This window comes from Pseudarthrobacter cremeus (genome assembly GCF_051857465.1).
In the GTDB taxonomy this organism is placed as follows: Bacteria; Actinomycetota; Actinomycetes; order Actinomycetales; family Micrococcaceae; genus Arthrobacter.
The window spans coordinates 491507-509577 of the sequence record NZ_JBPZHC010000001.1 but is presented as its reverse complement, the minus strand read 5'-3'; the positions used below and the strand labels follow the sequence as shown (position 1 = coordinate 509577).

General features: G+C 66.2%; 15 protein-coding genes. 12 read left to right on the top strand and 3 right to left on the bottom strand.

What is annotated here, in order from left to right:
• Positions 1-65: 65 nt before the first annotated feature.
• Positions 66-2711, bottom strand: coding sequence for an ATP-binding protein (locus ACS5PJ_RS02240; protein WP_439433290.1), 2646 nt, complete (start codon positions 2709-2711; stop codon positions 66-68).
• Between the two features lie 229 nt (positions 2712-2940).
• Here ACS5PJ_RS02240 and ACS5PJ_RS02235 point away from each other — a divergent pair, with 229 nt between their 5' ends.
• Entirely contained in the window at positions 2941-3213 is a 273-nt protein-coding gene (locus tag ACS5PJ_RS02235; protein ID WP_439433289.1) for a hypothetical protein, read from the top strand.
• 15 nt (positions 3214-3228) lie between these two features.
• Here ACS5PJ_RS02235 and ACS5PJ_RS02230 read toward each other — a convergent pair whose 3' ends face one another.
• The gene (locus ACS5PJ_RS02230; RefSeq protein ID WP_439433288.1) at positions 3229-4101 is read right to left on the bottom strand and encodes an HNH endonuclease; all 873 of its coding nucleotides are present in this window, start codon (positions 4099-4101) and stop codon (positions 3229-3231) included.
• Between the two features lie 107 nt (positions 4102-4208).
• Between ACS5PJ_RS02230 and ACS5PJ_RS02225 the strand changes: the two genes are divergently transcribed.
• The 9 genes from ACS5PJ_RS02225 (at position 4209) to ACS5PJ_RS02185 (ending at position 15124) form a co-directional block, all read left to right on the top strand.
• Entirely contained in the window at positions 4209-5123 is a 915-nt protein-coding gene (locus ACS5PJ_RS02225) for a LysR family transcriptional regulator (protein ID WP_439433287.1), read from the top strand.
• 157 nt (positions 5124-5280) lie between these two features.
• On the top strand, positions 5281-6675 hold the full coding sequence (locus ACS5PJ_RS02220; protein WP_439433286.1) for an MFS transporter: 1395 nt from the start codon (positions 5281-5283) through the stop codon (positions 6673-6675).
• Positions 6676-6677: 2 nt separating this feature from the next.
• The gene (locus ACS5PJ_RS02215; protein WP_439433558.1) at positions 6678-7586 is read left to right on the top strand and encodes a shikimate dehydrogenase; all 909 of its coding nucleotides are present in this window, start codon (positions 6678-6680) and stop codon (positions 7584-7586) included.
• The gene (locus ACS5PJ_RS02210; RefSeq protein WP_439433285.1) at positions 7583-8341 is read left to right on the top strand and encodes an SDR family NAD(P)-dependent oxidoreductase; all 759 of its coding nucleotides are present in this window, start codon (positions 7583-7585) and stop codon (positions 8339-8341) included. The genes ACS5PJ_RS02215 and ACS5PJ_RS02210 overlap by 4 nt, the downstream gene beginning before the upstream one ends.
• Before the next feature lie 82 nt (positions 8342-8423).
• The gene (locus ACS5PJ_RS02205; protein WP_439433284.1) at positions 8424-9548 is read left to right on the top strand and encodes a Gfo/Idh/MocA family protein; all 1125 of its coding nucleotides are present in this window, start codon (positions 8424-8426) and stop codon (positions 9546-9548) included.
• 9 nt (positions 9549-9557) lie between these two features.
• On the top strand, positions 9558-11627 hold the full coding sequence (locus tag ACS5PJ_RS02200; protein WP_439433283.1) for an FAD-dependent oxidoreductase: 2070 nt from the start codon (positions 9558-9560) through the stop codon (positions 11625-11627).
• On the top strand, positions 11624-12490 hold the full coding sequence (locus tag ACS5PJ_RS02195; RefSeq protein ID WP_439433282.1) for a TIM barrel protein: 867 nt from the start codon (positions 11624-11626) through the stop codon (positions 12488-12490). Before ACS5PJ_RS02200 ends, ACS5PJ_RS02195 begins: the two co-directional genes overlap by 4 nt.
• The gene (locus tag ACS5PJ_RS02190; protein ID WP_439433281.1) at positions 12487-13323 is read left to right on the top strand and encodes an aldo/keto reductase; all 837 of its coding nucleotides are present in this window, start codon (positions 12487-12489) and stop codon (positions 13321-13323) included. The genes ACS5PJ_RS02195 and ACS5PJ_RS02190 overlap by 4 nt, the downstream gene beginning before the upstream one ends.
• 13 nt (positions 13324-13336) lie before the next feature.
• Positions 13337-15124: an FAD-dependent oxidoreductase gene (locus ACS5PJ_RS02185; protein WP_439433280.1), complete on the top strand. Its 1788-nt coding sequence runs from the start codon at positions 13337-13339 to the stop codon at positions 15122-15124.
• 8 nt (positions 15125-15132) lie between these two features.
• Here ACS5PJ_RS02185 and ACS5PJ_RS02180 read toward each other — a convergent pair whose 3' ends face one another.
• Positions 15133-16341 carry a globin domain-containing protein gene (locus ACS5PJ_RS02180; RefSeq protein ID WP_439433279.1) on the bottom strand — a complete coding sequence of 403 codons (1209 nt, stop codon included), beginning with the start codon at positions 16339-16341 and terminating at the stop codon, positions 15133-15135.
• A 144-nt stretch (positions 16342-16485) separates the two neighbouring features.
• Between ACS5PJ_RS02180 and ACS5PJ_RS02175 the strand changes: the two genes are divergently transcribed.
• Complete coding sequence (locus ACS5PJ_RS02175) at positions 16486-17109, top strand: MBL fold metallo-hydrolase (protein WP_439433278.1); 624 nt, start codon at positions 16486-16488, stop codon at positions 17107-17109.
• Between the two features lie 198 nt (positions 17110-17307).
• Positions 17308-18057, top strand: coding sequence for an ANTAR domain-containing protein (locus ACS5PJ_RS02170; RefSeq protein WP_439433277.1), 750 nt, complete (start codon positions 17308-17310; stop codon positions 18055-18057).
• Positions 18058-18071: the final 14 nt, after the last annotated feature.

The following is an 18071-nucleotide window of genomic DNA, read 5'->3' as shown; positions in this document are numbered from 1 at the left end:
CACCAACAGATTAGGATCCTGCCGAAATGCCCGGCACCGTGCCCATGCGTAGCCGGGGGAGGGAATCAGTGGTTTGGGGGAGGGCTTTTTGGGGGAAGGCTTTCGTGGCCGGTTGCCAACGCGTCCTGTTCCGGGCCCAGGCCGTGGCGGAAGGCGTAGTTGGCGGCTGCCGCACGGGCAGCCGAACCTTCCACTCCGATCTTTGCGTACAGATTGGCGGTGTGCCTTTCGACTGTGCGGACACTGAGGCCAAGATCCAGGGCAATATCCCGATTGCTCTCGCCGCCGGCAAGGAGATGGAGGACCTGGGCTTCGCGAGGGGTAAGCGGGGTTGCCGTAAACACCTTGGCCTTCCCGGCGGCTGCTGGCTGGAGGGGCTGCTGAAGTTCACTGATCAACGTCTCGGCCGCCTGCTGCGTCATGGACCGCCCGGCTTCCACGCTCTCCAGGAAGCCTTCCTCACCGAGGAGAGCTTTGGCTGTTGCTTCGGTGATGGCGGACTGGATCCTGTCCAGTGCCCAAAGCACCGCTCCAAAGCGATCAAGCCGGGTTTGGGAGGAGCCCAGGAGCTTTGCTGAAGTTTGCGGCATGCCCAGCGACGCCGCCAGTGACGCCCAGGCGGCCAGTGCCATGGTGATTCCCCAGTCGTCGTTCCCGTCCCTGGCCAGCTTCACTGCCTCGGTAAGATGCCTGCCGGCCAAAACCAGATCGCCCCGCACCCTCGCGACCTGACCCAACCGGACACAGCGGCGGGCGATGGCGAAGAGATGACCCAGCTGGCGGGCAAGGACCTGGCTTTCGGCGTAGCACTCCGCCGCTTTTTCAACATCCCCAAGCAGGAACGACGCATCCCCGAGGGCAAAAAGGCAGGCGGAGGTCCACCACCGGTCTTCGGCCTGCCGTTCCAGGGTCAGGCCTTGTGCGGCCAGCAACGCAGCTCTTTGGGGATCCGTCTCCATCGTGACGTGGGCCAGGTAATGCAGTTGCCGCCCCACCGCTGCGCTGTCTCCCATTGCACCGAAGATTTCGGCGGCACGTTCCCAGTGCTGCCGCGCCTCGTCAGCCAGGCCCGCGTGAAGCGCGAGGAACCCAGTTGCATCCGAGAGTTCGGCCCGTGCCCGGCCAGGCATGACGTGGCCCGCCGCCAGGTACTTGCGAAGCCACATCAGCCCTTCCGCGAATTCGCCGCGCAATTGCCACATCTGCGCAAGGGAACAAGCCATTTGGGCTCCGCTCTCGAGCCTCTCCGGCACGCTGAGGCACCAATCAAGGGCCGCCCTGAGATTCCCGCGATCCTGCTCCAGCCTGACCGTCCACTCGGGTTGCCGGGGACCGGTGAGTTCTGTCTGCGCTTCTCTGGCCAAGGCCGCGAAACGATCCGCATGGTATGCCCGCACCACTGACCGCTCCCCGGATGAGCGCAACTTATCGTCCGAATACTGCCGTATGACCTCCAGCAGCCGGAAACGTCTGGCGCCATCAACAGGTCGTTCCACCACCACCAGGGACTGGTCCACCAGGTCCGCGAGCGTGCCGAGGACATCATCACGCTGCAGGTCTCCACCGGCGCATACTGACTCGGCATCCTCCACCGACCACCCGCCGGCAAAGACCGACAACCGCCGCAGCAGGGTCTGCTCGGCCACGGTAAGGAGCCCATGGCTCCAATCAAGGGCCGCCCGCAAGGTGGCATGACGTCGCTCGGCAGCAGCTCCGCCTCCGGTGAGCAGCCCCAAAGCGCGCTCCAGACGTTCGTCGAGCTGCCAAGTCGTCAGGACCTTGACGCGGCTGGCCGCCAGCTCAATGGCCAGCGGAAGGCCATCCAACCGACGGCAGACCCGGACCAGGGCTGCTGCGTTTTCCCGGGTCGCGGTGAAACCTGGAATCACCAGGGCCGCACGCTCCGTAAACAGCCTCACGGATTCGCACGCCGCAATTTCATCCAGCGCGAGGTCCTCTGCTGCGGGCACCGGCAGAGGATCCAGCTGGAAATTCCGTGCCTTGGCCGGCAACGGAATCCTGCTGGTGGCGACGATGCGCAGACCTGGACAGAGTCCCAGAAGTTCCAGGGAGATTTTCGCGCATTCCGTGGCGATCTGCTCGCAGTTGTCGAGTACCAGCAGCGCCCGCATGCTGCCCAGGTGGTCCACAATTGCCGAGACCGCTGACTGGACCGGCTTGATAAAGAGAGCGAGGGCCGATGCGATGGTCGGTGAGACGAGGCGGGCGTCGGATGTGGCGGCAAGGTCAACCCAATATGGACCGCCATGATCCAGCAGGGGTCCGGCCTGGGCCGCGAAAGCGAGGGCCAGGCGCGATTTGCCGGAACCTGCCGTACCGGTGATGGTGAGTAGGCGGGACCGGCCGGAATCCAGCCACGTGAGAAGTTCATCCATCTCCCGTCTCCGGCCCACAAAGCTGGTCAGCGGCCGGGGTGCGTTACCGGAGTGGTCCGGGCTGCCGTCGGTTGAAGCGATCGGGGAGGCCTGGAGAGCCATCTGGCGGAGCCGGAGTGCTGCATCGTAGCGGGTGTGCACGCCGAGCTTGTGGAAGATCCGGCGCCGGTACCACTTGACCGAACTCGGTGCGAGGCTAAGCCTGGCGGCGATTTCGCTGCTGCCCAGGCCCTCGGCCAGAAGAACAGCCACCTCGTTCTCCCGGGGTGTCAGCTGCTCACCCGGCTCCGTATGTTGGGCTTGCTCCTGGGACATTCCTGTACCGTTCCGGCGAAGTAGTAAGAGCGGCCATGGCTCAACCCCCGGAGCCTGGTCCCCGTCTGTGTCCATTCTCCTCCCGGCCGACCCGGCTGTCCCGCTGCCGGCGCCTGAATCCGGACGGGACAGGAGGTACAGCGGAGGTCTGGATCAGGCTGGGCGCCGGGTCTACATTGGTTAGAGGCTCATGCCGCGGGCCGACTCATTATCAATTGAGGAGGGGACCGTGAGCCCCACACCAAAACAACCATTGACCGATGACAGCATCCAGGTCCGCCAGGTTAACCATTACCAGTTCAGCTGGGTCGCAGGTGATCCCGGCAAACCCGGCACCTGGACCCTCCAGCTGGTCCTTGACCAGGGGGCGTGGGAAGAGTTCCTGACCCTCGACGCGGAGGATGCCGAGGTTCTCAAGGGACTCCTTAAGCGTTCTGCCACCGTGTTCTACGACGTGCGGCGACGGACCCTGATGTTCGGGACCACCCCCGCCGGGCAATAGCGGAACGCGGGGCCGTTATTCGTGGTGCCCTTCGAGGATGCGCCGTGCATCATCCTGCGCTTGAAGGGCCCGCTCACTGACAACTTCTCCCCGCACGTGGCCCGAGGCGGCGATGACGGCGCGGAGTTCCGAAACGGTGCGGGGCGTACTGACGCCACGGTGGGCCATCGCGTGGCAGTTTGCGCACAGCGGCACGAGGTCGGCAACGGGGTCCAGTTGGTATGCACCTCCCAGCTGGGATGCCGGCACGACGTGGTGAACCTGGATGAATCCCTGTCCAATCCCGCCGAATGCGGCCTCGAAGGAGAAGCCGCAGACCGCGCAGGACGTCCCGTGGAACGCCAGGCACACCCGTCGGGCGTCACGGTCCCGCTCGTAGCGGTTCACGTTAATAGTGGCCACAGCGGGTTCCGGGTAGGTGCCCGGAACGAGTTCGGCAGGATCGATGGTTGCCGGCCCAAGGTCCCGCCACAGCCGGCGAAGTTCCTGTTCCGCTGATGGGGGGACAGACCTCACCGGGCGGCGGCCTGCACCGGCCCAGCGGATTTCCGGGACGGCCTTGTCCAAGGAATCGGATCGTATCTGCTCGCCCAGGGGGAGCAGCGCATCAAAAGACACGCTGACGTACCGCTCAGGGACCTCCGGGTCCCCGGGCTGCCCTGCCTCGTATGGTTCGGACACCACCACGCCGTGGCCGATCAGGCCGCTGGCGGCGTCGCTGGCGCCCTGAAGGAGGAGCCAGGCCTCTGTTCCCGCGGGGATGTTCCGTCGGCGGCCAACGCTCCAGCGGGCCAGGAACCGGCCTGACTCCGCGACCTGCTCGACGACGGCGCGGTAGTCCCAGCCGGAATACCGGTTGGGGTTCCATCCCAGAATCACTGCAGCCACAATCCACCTCCCGTGCGTTCCGAGACTAGCCCCTTCCGGGCTCAAGGCCATATACACACGCGGCGCACGGCCTGCCACGAGGCCGCAAGAGGGTACATTCTGAAGACATGACTGAGATCAGATGGCTTGAGGCGTTTGTTGCTGTTGCTGAAGAGCTGCATTTTGGCCGTGCGGCTCAGCGCCTGCACACCTCACAGTCCCCGCTGAGCCAGACCATCCGGAAACTCGAAACTGACCTGGGGACGCGGCTCTTCGAGCGCAATACCCGCAGTGTGGCGCTCACGCCCGCCGGGTACGCCCTCCTGCCCCGGGCTTACCGGGTACTCCGGGAAATGCGGCTGGCGCGGGAGGCTGCCCAGACAGAGGTGGAAGGTGTCCGCGGCAACATCAGGATCGGTTTCTCCGGGGCGGTGAACCACCTGACCCTCCCGCCGCTCACGCGGGCGGTACGACGGCGGTATCCCGACATCAAAATGGACCTCACGAGCAGGGTGCGCACGGCAGACGGCCTGGCAAGTGTCGCAAACGGAACCCTTGACCTTGCCTTTGTGGGGCTGCCCGAATCCCCGGTGCCCTCGGTGACGACCCGGCTAGTGGCCAGTGAGGCAATCGGGGCGGTGCTCCCGCTGGATCATCCGCTCGCGAAGGAAAAGTCGATTCCACTGCGGGCAATGGCAGGGGATGACTTCATCTCACCACCCACGGACGGCTCATCCTCGATGACTGAGGTAATGCTCGCTTCCTGCATGGCAGCAGGATTCCGTCCGCGCATCGTCCAGGAACTGTCAGACCCGTACATGGTCCTGACCTTCGTAGCCGCCGGTGTCGGCGTCACGTTGATGAGCAGCGGCATAGCAGGCATCATTCCCTCCGGTGCCACGTACGTGGCCCTGGATGACCCGCAGCACTATATGAACCATGCCATCGCCTGGTCCGCCGAGAACGATTCCGCCGTACTGGCAGCTGTGCTGGGCGTCGTCGAGGAGACCTTCCCGCAGATCCCCAAGAACCAGGAAATATAGTTCAAAAGCAGCATAGTGCTAGATCATTTTAGTCGTGGACTAACAAAGTGATCGGCCGCACACTGGATGGAGAAGCCGCGCATTGCGGCAGCTGTCCCGCAAAGCGGCCCGCCTGCGGCGCCCTTGCGGACAGTCCCGGTCATATGAAGGGAACACCATGTCAATGTCGACATTGGCGCCAAGACGCCCGAAAAACAATGCGAAGATCGCAGCCGTTTCGGGGTTCGTGGGCAGCGCGCTTGAGTACTACGACTTCTTCATCTTCGGCTCAGCCGCCGCCCTGATCTTCGGCAAGCTGTTCTTCGCCCCCGGCCCATCCGCCATGCTGCTGTCCTTCGCAACTGTCGGCGTCGCCTACATCGCCCGCCCGCTCGGGGCAGTGATCTGCGGCCACCTCGGCGACAAATTCGGTCGCAAGAAAGTCCTGCTGCTGACTCTCCTGCTGATGGGCGCGTCAACCTTCCTCATCGGCTGCCTGCCCACCTACAACGACATTGGCATGTCAGCGCCGATCCTCATTGTCCTGCTGAGGCTCCTGCAGGGACTCTCTGCCGGCGGCGAATCCCCGGGCTCAAGCTCCCTCACCCTCGAGCACGCCCCCGACAGGAAGCGCGCCTTCTACACCAGCTGGACGATGAGCGGCATCATGTTCGGCATCGTGCTCTCCACCCTGGTGTTCATCCCGGTGGCGTCCATGCCCGAAGAACAGCTGCTTGCCTGGGGTTGGCGGATCCCGTTCCTCGCCAGCGCAGTGGTCACCGTCATCGCCTTTGTGCTCCGCCGCCTCCTCGAAGAGCCCCCGGTGTTCGCCGAAGTCAAAGCACACGACGAAGTGGTTAAGGTACCGATCCTCACGCTGTTCCGGCACCACTGGGTCACCGTCATCCGCGTCACCGCTATGTCGCTGTTCACCATCATCAACACCATCATCAACGTCTTCGCCCTGTCCTACGCCACGTCGGTCGTCGGCGTCGAAAAGGGACTGATGCTGACCGTGATCGCAGTGGCCAACCTTGCCGCCGTGGCCATGGGCCCGGTAGCCGGCATCCTGTCGGACCGCATCGGCCGCAAGCCGGTCTTCGTCACCGGGCTGATACTGCAGATCGGCATGATCTACGTGTTCTTCTCGGCGCTGTCAGCCGCGAACGTTCCCCTGATCTTCCTCACCGGCATCCTGCTGATCGGTGTCGCCTACACAGCCACCAACTCGATCTACCCCGCCTACTTCCCGGAGCAGTTCCCGGTCAAAGTCCGCTACTCCGGCATGGCGATCAGCCTCATGTTCGGCCTCCTTCTCGCCGGTTTCGCCCCGGTGATCTCCGAACTCCTCATCGGCGGGAACAAGGCCAACTGGGTTCCCGTGGCAACATTTGCCGCCCTGGCCTGCGCCATCTCCGCGATCGCAGCACTGACCGCACCCGAGACGTTCAAGACTCCGACCGCCCTGCTGGGACTGAAGAAGTCCGACCCGCGTCTCCAGACGCCGTCGTCCGTCACGCCCTCCGCAGATACAGCAGCCACCGCCGATTCCCCCGCCAAGGTGGAGGCGTGAGCCTGCAAACCCTGGCGCGGAGCGGGCCATTCCAACCGCGCCAAGCCGACACCAAACACCGGTTCGTGGTGGGCTTGCTGGGGGCCGGCATCAGCGGCTCGCTGACTCCCGGCCTTCATGAGGCAGAGGCGGACAGGCTGGGCCTGGCCTACACCTACCGCATCATCGACCTCGACGCCCTGGGCCGGCAGCCTGAGAGCCCAGCAGCCTTGGTCAGGACCGCAGCCGGCCTCGGCTACGACGGACTCAACGTGACCCACCCGTGCAAGCAGCTGGTGCAGGACGGCCTGGACCAGCTCTCCCCGGATGCAGCCATCCTCGGCGCCGTGAACACCATCACCTTCCACGACGGCAGGGCAGTAGGCCACAACACCGACCACACCGGCTTCATCGGCGGCTTCCGGGCAGGCCTTCCGGCCGCGGCAACCAACTCGGTGGTGCTGATCGGCGCCGGTGGAGCAGGTGCGGCGGTGGCCTTCGGGCTCCTCAGCGCAGGAACCGGGAACCTGGTCATTGCGGACATCGAAGCGGCCCGGGCGGAAAGCCTCGCGGCCAGGCTGGCCCCGCACTTTCCGGACAGCAACGTCTCAGCCACCCGGACGGACTCGGTGGCCAGGAGTATCCGCGACGCCGACGGTCTGGTGAACTCAACACCCCTCGGCATGGTGGGCCACCCCGGTGTGCCGGTGGACCTCAGCATGCTCCACCAAGGGCTCTGGGTGGCGGACGTGATCTACCGCCCCCTCGAAACGCAGCTCATTGCCGCGGCCCGGGAGCGCGGCTGCGCCGTGCTCGACGGCGGCCGGATGGTGGTGGGGCAGGCAGCGGCGGCCTTCGAACTCTTCACCGGCATCCCCGCCGATGCGGAGCACATGCTGGCCACGTTCCGAGAGGCGGCCAGGAGAGCATGACTGTAAAAGCATTGCCCGGCACGGTCGCCGAGTCACGGTGCCTCGTCATCGGTGCGGCCAGCGGCATCGGGCGGGCGACGGCGGCCCGACTACGGGCGTCCGGCGCCGCCGTCGTAGGTGCTGACCTGCCTAACGCCGGATGGGCTGATGGACCAGGCACGCGGGACCCCGGCACCTCATCGCTGGCCATCGACGTCACGGATCCGGCGTCAGTTGCCGCCGCCGTCTCCGCGGCAGCGGAGGAGATGGGCGGCCTCGACGCTGTGGTGAACTGCGCGGGCATCCTCGGGCCGGTGGCCTCGGCGCTTACGGTCTCCCTGGAGGATTTCGAACGCATCCTGCGGATCAACCTGACCGGGGCGTTCATTGTCTCCCAGGCCGTCCTGCCGAGGATGGCCGAAGCGGGTTACGGGCGCCTCCTGCACATCTCCTCTACGGCGGGCAAAGAGGGAGTGGTCAACATGCCCGCGTACTCGGCCAGCAAGGCCGGCATCCTGGGCCTGGTCAAATCCCTCGCCAAGGAGTTCGCGCTCGCGGGCGTTACGGTCAACGCGCTGGCTCCCGGGAACGTGCTGACCCCGCTCCTTGCGGAAGTACCGGCAGAACAGCAGGCAGCACAGGCCGCCAAGATCCCGATGGGCAGGTTCGGGCAGCCTGCCGAGGCGGCATCACTGATCGAATTCATCATTTCTCCGGCAAATTCCTACACCACCGGTTTCGTTTTTGACCTTTCCGGCGGCCGGGCCACGTACTAGCCCGCAACCGCCTCCTGCAGATACGCAACACCTGCAGTTACGCACCGGCCACCCACCAGCACCAGAAAGACGGCATTTTTCGATGAACACCTCATCACCCGGAACAACCCGGCCCCTCCGCGTCGGAATAGCAGGGTGCGGCGCGATCTCCCGCAACCACCTGGAGGCCTTCCGCGCCCTCAAGGACGTGGAGATCGTGGGCGTCTGCGATATCGACCTGGCCCGGGCCCGGGACACCGCTGCGGCCTGGGGGATTCCGGCAGCAGTGGATTCGGTTCACGGGCTGCTGGCGCTGGAACCGGACATCGTCTCTGTCTGCACTCCGCACCCTACCCACGAAGATGTGGTGCTGCAGGCGGCTGCGGCGGGCGTCCACGTCCTTTGTGAGAAACCGATCGCCATCGACCTTGCCTCGGCCGAGCGCATGGTGAACGCCTGCGAGGATGCCGCGGTGAAGCTGGGCGTTCTTTTCCAGCGAAGGTTCTGGCCTGCAGCACAGCGCATCCGTGCGGCGATCGATGACGGGACCCTGGGCCGGCCCATCATGGGCCAGTGCTCCGTGATGCTGCACCGCGACCCCGAGTACTACTCCCGGGATGCGTGGCGGGGGACGTGGGCCAACGACGGCGGCGGGGTCCTGATGACCCAGGCCATCCACTACATCGACCTGCTGCAGTGGTTCATGGGCGACGTGGCCGAGGTCTACGGCAAGATCAACACTTACAAGCACAGCGAGCACATCGAAGTGGAAGACTCGGCGACGGCCGTCATCACGTTCACCTCCGGCGCCTTGGCCACCCTGGAAGCGTCGACGGCGGTGTCCCCAAGCCTTGGCGTGCAGATCCGCATCACGGGGGAGACCGGCGCCTCCGCCTCCCTGACCGAATTCCCCGAGGGCAGCGACGCACGCGTGGACCTGTGGGCCGTGGCCGGTTCCATCAGCACCGAACCGGCCCACCCCGGGGGAGTTGACCCGAACGTCAGCCTGGCCACGATCAACGGCCAGCTCATCCCGCACCACACCTCCCAGGTCCGCGACTTTGTCCGGAGCCTCCGGGACGGCACGGAACCGGCGGTCACCGGCAAAGACGCCACAAAGGCCTTGCGCATCCTGCTGGCTGTCTACGAATCATCCCGGACAGGCCTGCCGGTCCGCTTCGACCGGCTCCCTGGAGAAACGCGGCCCCTCGCACAGGTTGCGGGCTAAGGAAAAGTCATGGAACAGAACACACGCCACGCCGCCCGCCCCCTCACACTGGGCCGCAACGGCCGGACCACAAGAACCCTCCGCAACCGCCTCGCCTCCGCCCCCATGGAACGCAACTACGGCACCACGGACGGCCACATCACGGAGCAGTACATCGACTACCTGGCGACCCGGGCCAGGGCAGGACTCGGCATGGTGACCACCGAGGCCACCTATGTCCGTGCCGACGGCAAGGGCCGTACCCACCAGCTGGGACTGCACAACGATGCGATGATTCCCGGCCTCCGGAAGCTCACGGACGCCCTGCACGCCGAAGGCGCGCTGGCCGCCGTCGAACTCAACCACGGCGGACGCACCGCCCAGGCCGCCCTTACCGGGTACAAGAACGTGGCCCCGTCACCGGTTCCGTGCGAGGTTGCCGGCGGCGAAGTGCCCCGGGAACTGACCATCGACGAATGCCACGGGCTGGTGGACGCCTACGCCGAGGCTGCCCGCCGCGCGGTAAAAGCCGGCTTCGACGTCATCAACATCCACGGCGCCCACGGCTACCTGATCCACCAGTTCATGTCACCCCTCTCCAACCACCGCACGGATGAGTTCGCCGCCCCCGAACACTTCATGAACCTTGTCATCGATGCAGTCCGGGCAGCGGCTCCGGACACCATCGTGGGCATGCGGGTTTCCGTGGTGGAAGGGCCCCCAGCGGGCATATCCGCCGAACAGCAGGTGGCCATCATCGCCAGGGCGCACCTGGAACACCTGGACTTCCTGGACATCTCCGCCGGCAACTACGAGGCCGGCGAATGGATCGTGCAGTCCGGTGAGTGGAAGCCGGGAATCCTTGGTGACTACGCCAAGGCCTACCGCCGGTTCGGCCTTCCCCTGGGCATGGCCGGCCGATTGAACTCACCGGCCATCATCGAAGAGGTACTCGGGGAAGGGACCTGCGACTTCGTGAGCCTGGCACGCGCCATCCATGCGGATCCCGCCTTCGTCGGCGGCGTCCTGCGTGACGAACGCTACCGGCCCTGCATCGCCTGCAACGTCTGCATCGACAACCTGGGACTCGGCCAGGTCACCTGCACGGTCAACCCCGCTGTGGGCCGCTCGCGTGTCCCGGTTCCAACCCCGGCCGTCCGTGAAGGTGCCCGCGTCGTGGTGGTGGGCGCGGGGCCCGCCGGCCTCACCGCCGCCCGCGAGCTGGCCGAAGCGGGAGCGAAAGTGACAGTGCTCGACGACGGCGCGCGCCCCGGCGGCCAGTTCGCCCTCGCCGAGCGGATGAAGTCCACCCCGGATTTCCACCGCTTCACCGAGTGGTCTGCGGCGGAGAACGCACGGCTCGGCATCGATGTCCGTCTCGGCTCGCACGTGGATACGCAGAACCTGGCCGGCCTGGCACGGGAACGCGCGGCAGACGCCGTCGTACTGGCCACCGGCGGGCTCCGGCCTGCCGCCGCCTTCGCCGGGGGAGATTCGGCGAACGTCCGGGACGTGCGCGAGTGGCTTGCCACCCACCCGGAAGTGCTCGACGCCGATGCCCGTCATGGCGCGGACCTGCCCGCCGCCGTCACCATCTGGGGAGCCGACTCCATTGCCATGAGCGTTGCCGACACCCTGGCCAGCCGGGGAGCCGCGGTCCTGCTGGTGGGCCCGCAGGAGGTCATCGCCCCGGAATCCGGCCGGCGGGCAAAGATCCTGGCCGTGCCCCGCCTGGAGGCAAACCCGCTGGTCCGGATCCGGCTCGGTTCGACCATCGAGGAGTATGACGGCGCCCGCGTCCGGATCAGCGGCCCGGGCCTCCCTGCCGGCGGCGAATGGCTGGACGCGCCGGGGCCGCTACTTGTCTCACGGTCCGTGGTTCCGTTGGATGGCACGATCGCAGTTCAGGCCCGGGACGCTGCCCTGAGCAGCGCCGCCGGCGTACCGGTGACACTCGCCGGAACCGTGGTGGACCAGACGCCCGCCATCGCCTCCAACGCCGTCAAGAGCGGCTACGACGCGGCACAGCGGATCGCCGCCCAGCTGGCAACCGGCGCCACGGACCACAACGAACTGAGCCTGAACGGAGCACGATCATGACGCCCAACCTGCCCCGGCCCGTGGGCCTGGCCCAGCTGTCGCTGCTGAACACGGCACCTCCGGAACTCGTCGGCATCGCAGCAGAAGCCGGCTTTGACTTTATTGGCGTCAGGGTCCGGCCTGTCACACCCACGGAACGGCCTTACGATCTGCAGCCCGGTTCACCCCTGCTTCGCGAGACCCTGGTCCTGATGCAGGACACCGGCGTGACCGTCCGCGACATCGAATTCCTGCTGCTGGACGGCACCGACCAGCGGGACGCGTGGCTGCGGATGATGGAAGCGGGCCAGGCCCTGGGGGCGAGCTCCCTGACAGTGGCGGGCGCCGATCCGGACAGCAGCCGACTGGTGGAAACCCTGGCCCGGATGACCGAGGACGGCCGGGGTTTCGGCATCACCCCCACCCTCGAAGCGATTTCCTACCAGCCCGTTGCGTCGGTTGCCCAGGCGGCGGACGCAGCCCGGCGGGCCGGCTGCCGGATCGTCATTGACACCCTTCACTTCAACCGCTTCATCGGTTCCGGAGCGAGCCGCCAGTGGGAGGACCTGAGCGCCAACACAGACCTCGTACCGCTGCTCCAGTTGTGTGACGGACCAGCGGAGCGCCCCGCCGGCCGGGACGGGCTCGTCATGGAATCCCGTTCCGAACGGGAGGTGCCCGGCGAGGGCGGGTTCGGGCTGGCGGCCGTGGTGGCCGCCCTTCCTGACGGACTCCCCGTGAGTGCGGAGACGCCCTCGGACCGGCGCGTGGCTGAACTCGGCGGGCTCGGGTGGGCGAGACGGCTCAGATCCGGTGTGGATGCCGTCCTGGCTGACGCCGCCGAACGCCGGGCAACAACCCTCCATCTGGCGGCCACGAAATGAGCGCCACCGGCATGATCACGACGACGGACGTTACTCCGGGTGTGTCCATCCCGCTTATCGGCCTGGGAACGTGGCCCATGACGGGCGATGCTGCCACGGAAGCGGTGTTCCGGGCCATCGACAGCGGCTACCGGCACATCGACACCGCAGAGAACTACGCCAATGAAGCTGCCGTGGGGGAGGGCATCCGCCGCAGCGGCATCGACCGCCGTCAGCTGTTCCTCACCACAAAATTCAACACGGCATGGCATAGCCGGGCCGGGGTACGCGACGCTTTCGGCCAAGCCGTCAACCGGCTCGGAACGGACTATCTGGACCTGTTCCTGGTCCACTGGCCCAACCCCGCCCAGGGACGATTTGTCGAAGCCTGCGAAGGACTGCAGGATCTGGTCAGTGATGGTTCCATCCGGGCCTGGGGCGTGTCCAACTTCAAGCCGGACCACCTTCAGGCCGTCCAGGACGCGGGCCTTCGCGTGCCGGTGAACCAGGTCCAGGTTGATCCCGGGCATAGCCAACCCGCGCAGCTGGCCTACCAACGTGAGCACGGAATCCTCACCGCCGCCTACAGCCCGCTGGGCCGGAACGGCAGCTTCCTGACCCATCCCGCCGTCACGGGACCCGCCGAAGACTTCGGCAGGACACCCGCCCAGATCGTGCTGCGCTGGCATGTCCAAAACGGCCGTGTGGCCGTGCCCAAATCGGCGGACCCCCAACGCCAGCGCGACAACCTGGACGTCTTCGGTTTCGACCTGTCACAGGCACAACTTGATGCGATTGACGCTCTCGAAACAGGGGCACCGCCGCGCCTTGATTCCGCCACCTACTTCCACTGAGAAAGCACTGACAATGACTGCACCCTCCACCCCTTCACCCACAGGCCCGAGCGCGGATTGCGACGTCCTGGTCATCGGTTCCGGCGCAGGCGGTCTTTCCGCGGCTGTCACGGCCGCGTACCACGGGCTCAAAGTTGTCGTCGTGGAAAAAGCCGACGTGTGCGGCGGGGCCACGTCGTGGTCCGGCGGCTGGGCGTGGACCCCCGGAAACCCGCTCGCGAAGGCCGACGGCGTGAACGAGGACCGCGACCTTTTCCGCACCTACCTGCGCCACCGCCTTGGCAGGAACTACCAGGAGGAGCGGGTGGATGCCTTCCTTGAGGCCGTTCCGCACATGGTGGGCTTCTTCCAGGACAAGACCAGCCTCCAGTTCGTGCCCGGTGCAAGGATCAAGGACATCTACGGCAGCACGCCCGGCGCTGGAACCGGCCACCGGTCCGTGGGGCCGAAACCGTTCAACGCCCGCCGGATCAAGCCGGAGCTCAGGGCCAAGATGCGCCACCAGCTCTACGAAACCTCGTTCCTGGGCATGGGGATCATGGCAGGGCCTGACCTGTCCAAATTCCTGTCCGCCTCCCAGGGAAACATCCGGGGCATCTTCCATGCGGGCTGGCGGGTGGCATTCCACGTGCTGGACCTCCTGACGCACCGGCGCAACATGCAGCTGGTCAACGGGACGGCGCTGACGGGGAGGCTGCTGAAGTCTGCCGATGACCTCGGAGTGGAGATCCGCGTCTCTACTCCCGCGAAGCAGCTGCTGACCGACGGGTCCGGGAAGGTGACGGGCGCCGTCGTACGTTCTCCGGACGGCGAGCTGCGGATCAACGCCTCCCGCGGCGTCGTGCTTGCCGCGGGCGGGTTCCCCCAGGACGTTTCGCGGCGGAGGCAGCTGTTCCCCAAGACGCCCACGGGCACGGAGCACTGGACACTCGCGCCGAAGGAAACCACCGGCGACGGCATCACCATGGCCCAGGCCGTGGGGGCCCGGTTCGAGACGGATGTGGCGTCGCCGGCTGCGTGGTGCCCGGTGTCCCTGGTTCCGTACCGGAACGGGCGTACGGGAACGTTCCCGCACATCATGGACCGGGCCAAACCCGGCAGCATCGGAGTCCGCAGGGACGGCAAACGGTTCGTCAACGAGGCCAACGGCTACTACGACTACGTCGAGGGTCTGCTCCAGGCCACCCCTGAAGGCGAACCCGTGGAGGCCTGGCAAATTGCTGATGCCGCGTTCGTTCGGAAATTCCCGCTGGGCATGGCCAAGCCATTGCCGGTACCGCTCTTCCCGTACCTGCGCTCGGGTTACCTGAAGAAGGGAAAGACCCTCGAGGAACTCGCCGCGGCCTGCGGCATTGAGCCGCAGGCCCTCGCCGCCACGGTCGCAGGGTTCAACGAAAACGCCCGCAAGGGCATCGACCCCGACTTCCACCGCGGCGCCAGCGAATTCAACCGCTATGGCGGGGACCCGACGAACACGCCGAACCCCTCCCTGCGGCCGCTGGAAAAGGGCCCGTTCTATGCCGTCAAAATCGTTCCCGGCTCCTTCGGGACATTCGCCGGCCTCGCCGCGGATTCACGGGCACGCGTCCTGGACAACCAGGGACAGCCGATCGGAGGCCTGTACGTTGCGGGCAACGATCAGGCCTCCGTCATGGGCGGCCACTACCCGGCCGGGGGAATCAACCTCGGCCCGGCCCTGACCTTCGGATACATAGCCGGCCGCGACCTGGCCAACGCCACCCGGTATGAAGACGATGGAAGCACGGCACCGGGAACGGTGACAAGCGACGCTGCGGCCTGAACGCAGGTTTACTGGTAGTCGGCCAGCCAGAGATCAGGCCCGAACACTTCGTACTGGATGTCCCGGGGCCGGACTCCCTTGGCGATCAGGTCGCTCCGCACCGCCTGCAGGAACGGCAGCGGACCGCAGAGGTAGTACTCGGCGTCGATGGGCAACTCCACTGCGTTGACGTCCATGAACCCGGTGAACCCCGAGCCGGCAGTACCCTCGTCAGCGCCCGGATTCAGGAACCAGGTGTGCATGGATCCCTCGTTCAGCAGTGCGAGGTCTTCACTGACCTGCCTGCGAAGCGGAAACGAGTCCTCACTGTCATCGGCATGGAGCAGCATCACCTGGCGCTGGGACCTGGACTTCACGAGGTGGGAGAGCATCCCGGCCATGGGGGTGATGCCGATCCCGGCGCTGGCCAGAACCACCGGCCGGTCCGTGTACTCAAGCACCACATCGCCGAACGGGGCAGAAAGCACCACCTCATCGCCCACCCTGACGTCCTTGTGCAGCAGGTTGGACATCTCGCCGTCGGGAGTGCTGAGACCGTGGACCCTTTTGACGGCGAAATGCCGGTGCTTGCCGTCGTCGGCGCGGGTGAGGCTGTATTGCCGGGGCTGGTGCACGCCGTCCTTCATGAGCATCTTGATGGTCACATACTGTCCGGGCAGGGACGGCTTCACCTCCCGTTCGTCGGTCCTCTCCACCACGAAAGTGACGACGTCGTCCGTCTCCTGAATGCGCTCGGCCACGCGCCAGGTCCGCCAAATGGTTTCCGGTGAGAGATGGACCGCGTTATAGAGTCCGCGTTCCTGGTTGATCAGCAGGTTGCCCATCAGCCAGTAGACCTCGTCCCAGGCCGCCGCCACCTCCGGTGTGACGGCGTCCCCCAGCACATCCACGATCGCCCAGAACAGGTGCTCGTGGACTATGTGGTACTGGTCCGGGGCCAGGCCGAGCGAGACGTGTTTATGGGCTATCCGCGACAACAGATGGTCAGGGAGTTGATCCGGTTTTTCCAGCAGGAGGGTGGCGAACGCGGCGATTGATCCGGCGAGTGCCTGCTGTTGGCGGCCGTCCGCCTGGTTTCCACGGTTGAAGAGGCCGTCGAGCAGGTCCGGCCTTGCGTCGAACATGTGCTTGTAGAACCTTTTGGCGATCTCTTCGATGTTGGCGCCCACCACAGGCAGCGTTGCCTCGATGATGGGCCGGGAAGCGTCAGAGAGCATGGTGTGTCCTTCCGGAATGGACCGGCTGCTGCCAAGCCGTGCGTTGCCTTGGCTGTGCCAATCTAGCAGTCAGGGTATGCCCCAAGACCGGGCGATGGTCCCTTGTCCCGGCATCAAGAAAGGTGTAGGCGCGCCCAGCGCCAGATGATCCACGCCGGCGTTTCGGCCACGCAGATCACGCGCATCTGCCTCACCCACGTGCACGGCGACCACTGCTACGGGCTGCCGGGCGTGCTGTCACGGATGGCCCTGGACGGCGTGGCCCGCCCCGTCCACCTGCACTACCCCGCGTCAGGAAAGGAGATGGTCCGCGCGCTCGTTGCCATCGCCACGCCCGGGGTCGACCTGAGGCTGCACCCTCATGGCGGAGCCGGAACGGTCGCTCCCGGGCTCGAGGTCCGCGCCCTGAACCACCGCATCGAGACATACGGCTACCGGCTGACCGAACCCGACGGCCGGAGTCTCGTTCCTGAACGGCTGGCCGCCGCCGGGATCTCGGGACCCGACGTCGGGCGCCTCCAACGCGACGGCAGCCTTGCCGGGGTCCGGCTGAACTGGCCGACGGCGTCGACCTCCTGGTTGCCGAGTCCACCTTCAGCGATGACGACGCCGGTCTCGCGGCCGGGTACCGGCACCTCACCGCCGGGCATGCGGGGGAGTTGGCGGCCAGCGCCGCCGTCGGCCTGCTTGTTCTCACCCACTTCCCCTCACGCTATGGCGATGATGTCACAGCGCTCGCCGACCAGGCCCGTGCCCGGGCCGGCGTAGCGGGCGTGGTGGCGGCAAACGATCTGGACCGGATCCCCTTTCCCAAACGGCGACGCCCGTCCTGAATCCGGCCCGGCAGCAAAGGGGGGACGTTCCCCCTCGCGGGTGGGCAGAAGAGAGTAGGCTGGGATGACCGTTAGGCAGAACGCGGACGCCAGCCAAGTCTGGGCGTGGATCCCAGCATCCGGAAGGTTCCCCATGGCTGCCCGAGCTCCCCTTTCCTATCCAGCCGCCGACATCACCCGCCACGTCGAGGACCTCGTACTGAACTGTCCGGACCTCTCCGGCTTCCTCGAAGACCTCGCAGTTTTCTGCGCAGAGCAGCAGGCTTTTGTTTCCGGGGATGTGACCTGCGGAGTCACTGTGTTGAGGGCCTCCGGCTTGGCCCACACAGGCGGCTCCGAAGAGGCCACACGAAGCCTGGAGGACGTCCAGACCCAGTACCGCGAAGGGCCGGGGTTGTCGGCTGCCCTGGATGAGGCAATGGTCCTTGTCACGGATCTGAGATCCGAAGAGCGCTGGCCGAGCTTCATCGACGCTGCGAGGGGCGGGAAAGTGCTCTCAGTCCTCGCGTTGCCGGTTGGGCTGGAAGGCGCGGCCAGTGCCTCCTTGAGCTTCTACAGCCTCCGGCCCCACGGCTTCGGCCGTGATGCCATCGCCAGTGCACACGCTCTGGCAGCTGACGCTTCGAAGGGCCTGCGCCTCGTCATCCGGATCGCTTCCCTGCGCGAGACCGAGCAGAATCTCCGGACGGTGATGGCCGCCCGACCCCCGATTGACATAGCGGTCGGCGTGATCATCGGCCAGGAACACTGCAGCGAGGACGTAGCCCTTGAGTGGCTCTTCCGTGCCTCGCGGACCCGCAATGTCAGCATCCGCGATCTTGCTGCGGAGATCGTTGCCACGGCCGGCAATGCCCATCCGACCAAGGTTCATTCCGACGACTGACGGGACTGGGGATT

Coding starts and splice junctions, on each gene's coding strand:
- ACS5PJ_RS02175 (WP_439433278.1), top strand. CDS start 16,486: ATGATCCACGCCGGCGTTTCGGCCACGCAGATCACGCGCATCTGCCTC.
- ACS5PJ_RS02185 (WP_439433280.1), top strand. CDS start 13,337: ATGACTGCACCCTCCACCCCTTCACCCACAGGCCCGAGCGCGGATTGC.
- ACS5PJ_RS02225 (WP_439433287.1), top strand. CDS start 4,209: ATGACTGAGATCAGATGGCTTGAGGCGTTTGTTGCTGTTGCTGAAGAG.
- ACS5PJ_RS02220 (WP_439433286.1), top strand. CDS start 5,281: ATGTCAATGTCGACATTGGCGCCAAGACGCCCGAAAAACAATGCGAAG.
- ACS5PJ_RS02190 (WP_439433281.1), top strand. CDS start 12,487: ATGAGCGCCACCGGCATGATCACGACGACGGACGTTACTCCGGGTGTG.
- ACS5PJ_RS02170 (WP_439433277.1), top strand. CDS start 17,308: ATGGCTGCCCGAGCTCCCCTTTCCTATCCAGCCGCCGACATCACCCGC.
- ACS5PJ_RS02205 (WP_439433284.1), top strand. CDS start 8,424: ATGAACACCTCATCACCCGGAACAACCCGGCCCCTCCGCGTCGGAATA.
- ACS5PJ_RS02195 (WP_439433282.1), top strand. CDS start 11,624: ATGACGCCCAACCTGCCCCGGCCCGTGGGCCTGGCCCAGCTGTCGCTG.
- ACS5PJ_RS02240 (WP_439433290.1), bottom strand. CDS start 2,711: ATGTCCCAGGAGCAAGCCCAACATACGGAGCCGGGTGAGCAGCTGACA.
- ACS5PJ_RS02200 (WP_439433283.1), top strand. CDS start 9,558: ATGGAACAGAACACACGCCACGCCGCCCGCCCCCTCACACTGGGCCGC.
- ACS5PJ_RS02210 (WP_439433285.1), top strand. CDS start 7,583: ATGACTGTAAAAGCATTGCCCGGCACGGTCGCCGAGTCACGGTGCCTC.
- ACS5PJ_RS02180 (WP_439433279.1), bottom strand. CDS start 16,341: ATGCTCTCTGACGCTTCCCGGCCCATCATCGAGGCAACGCTGCCTGTG.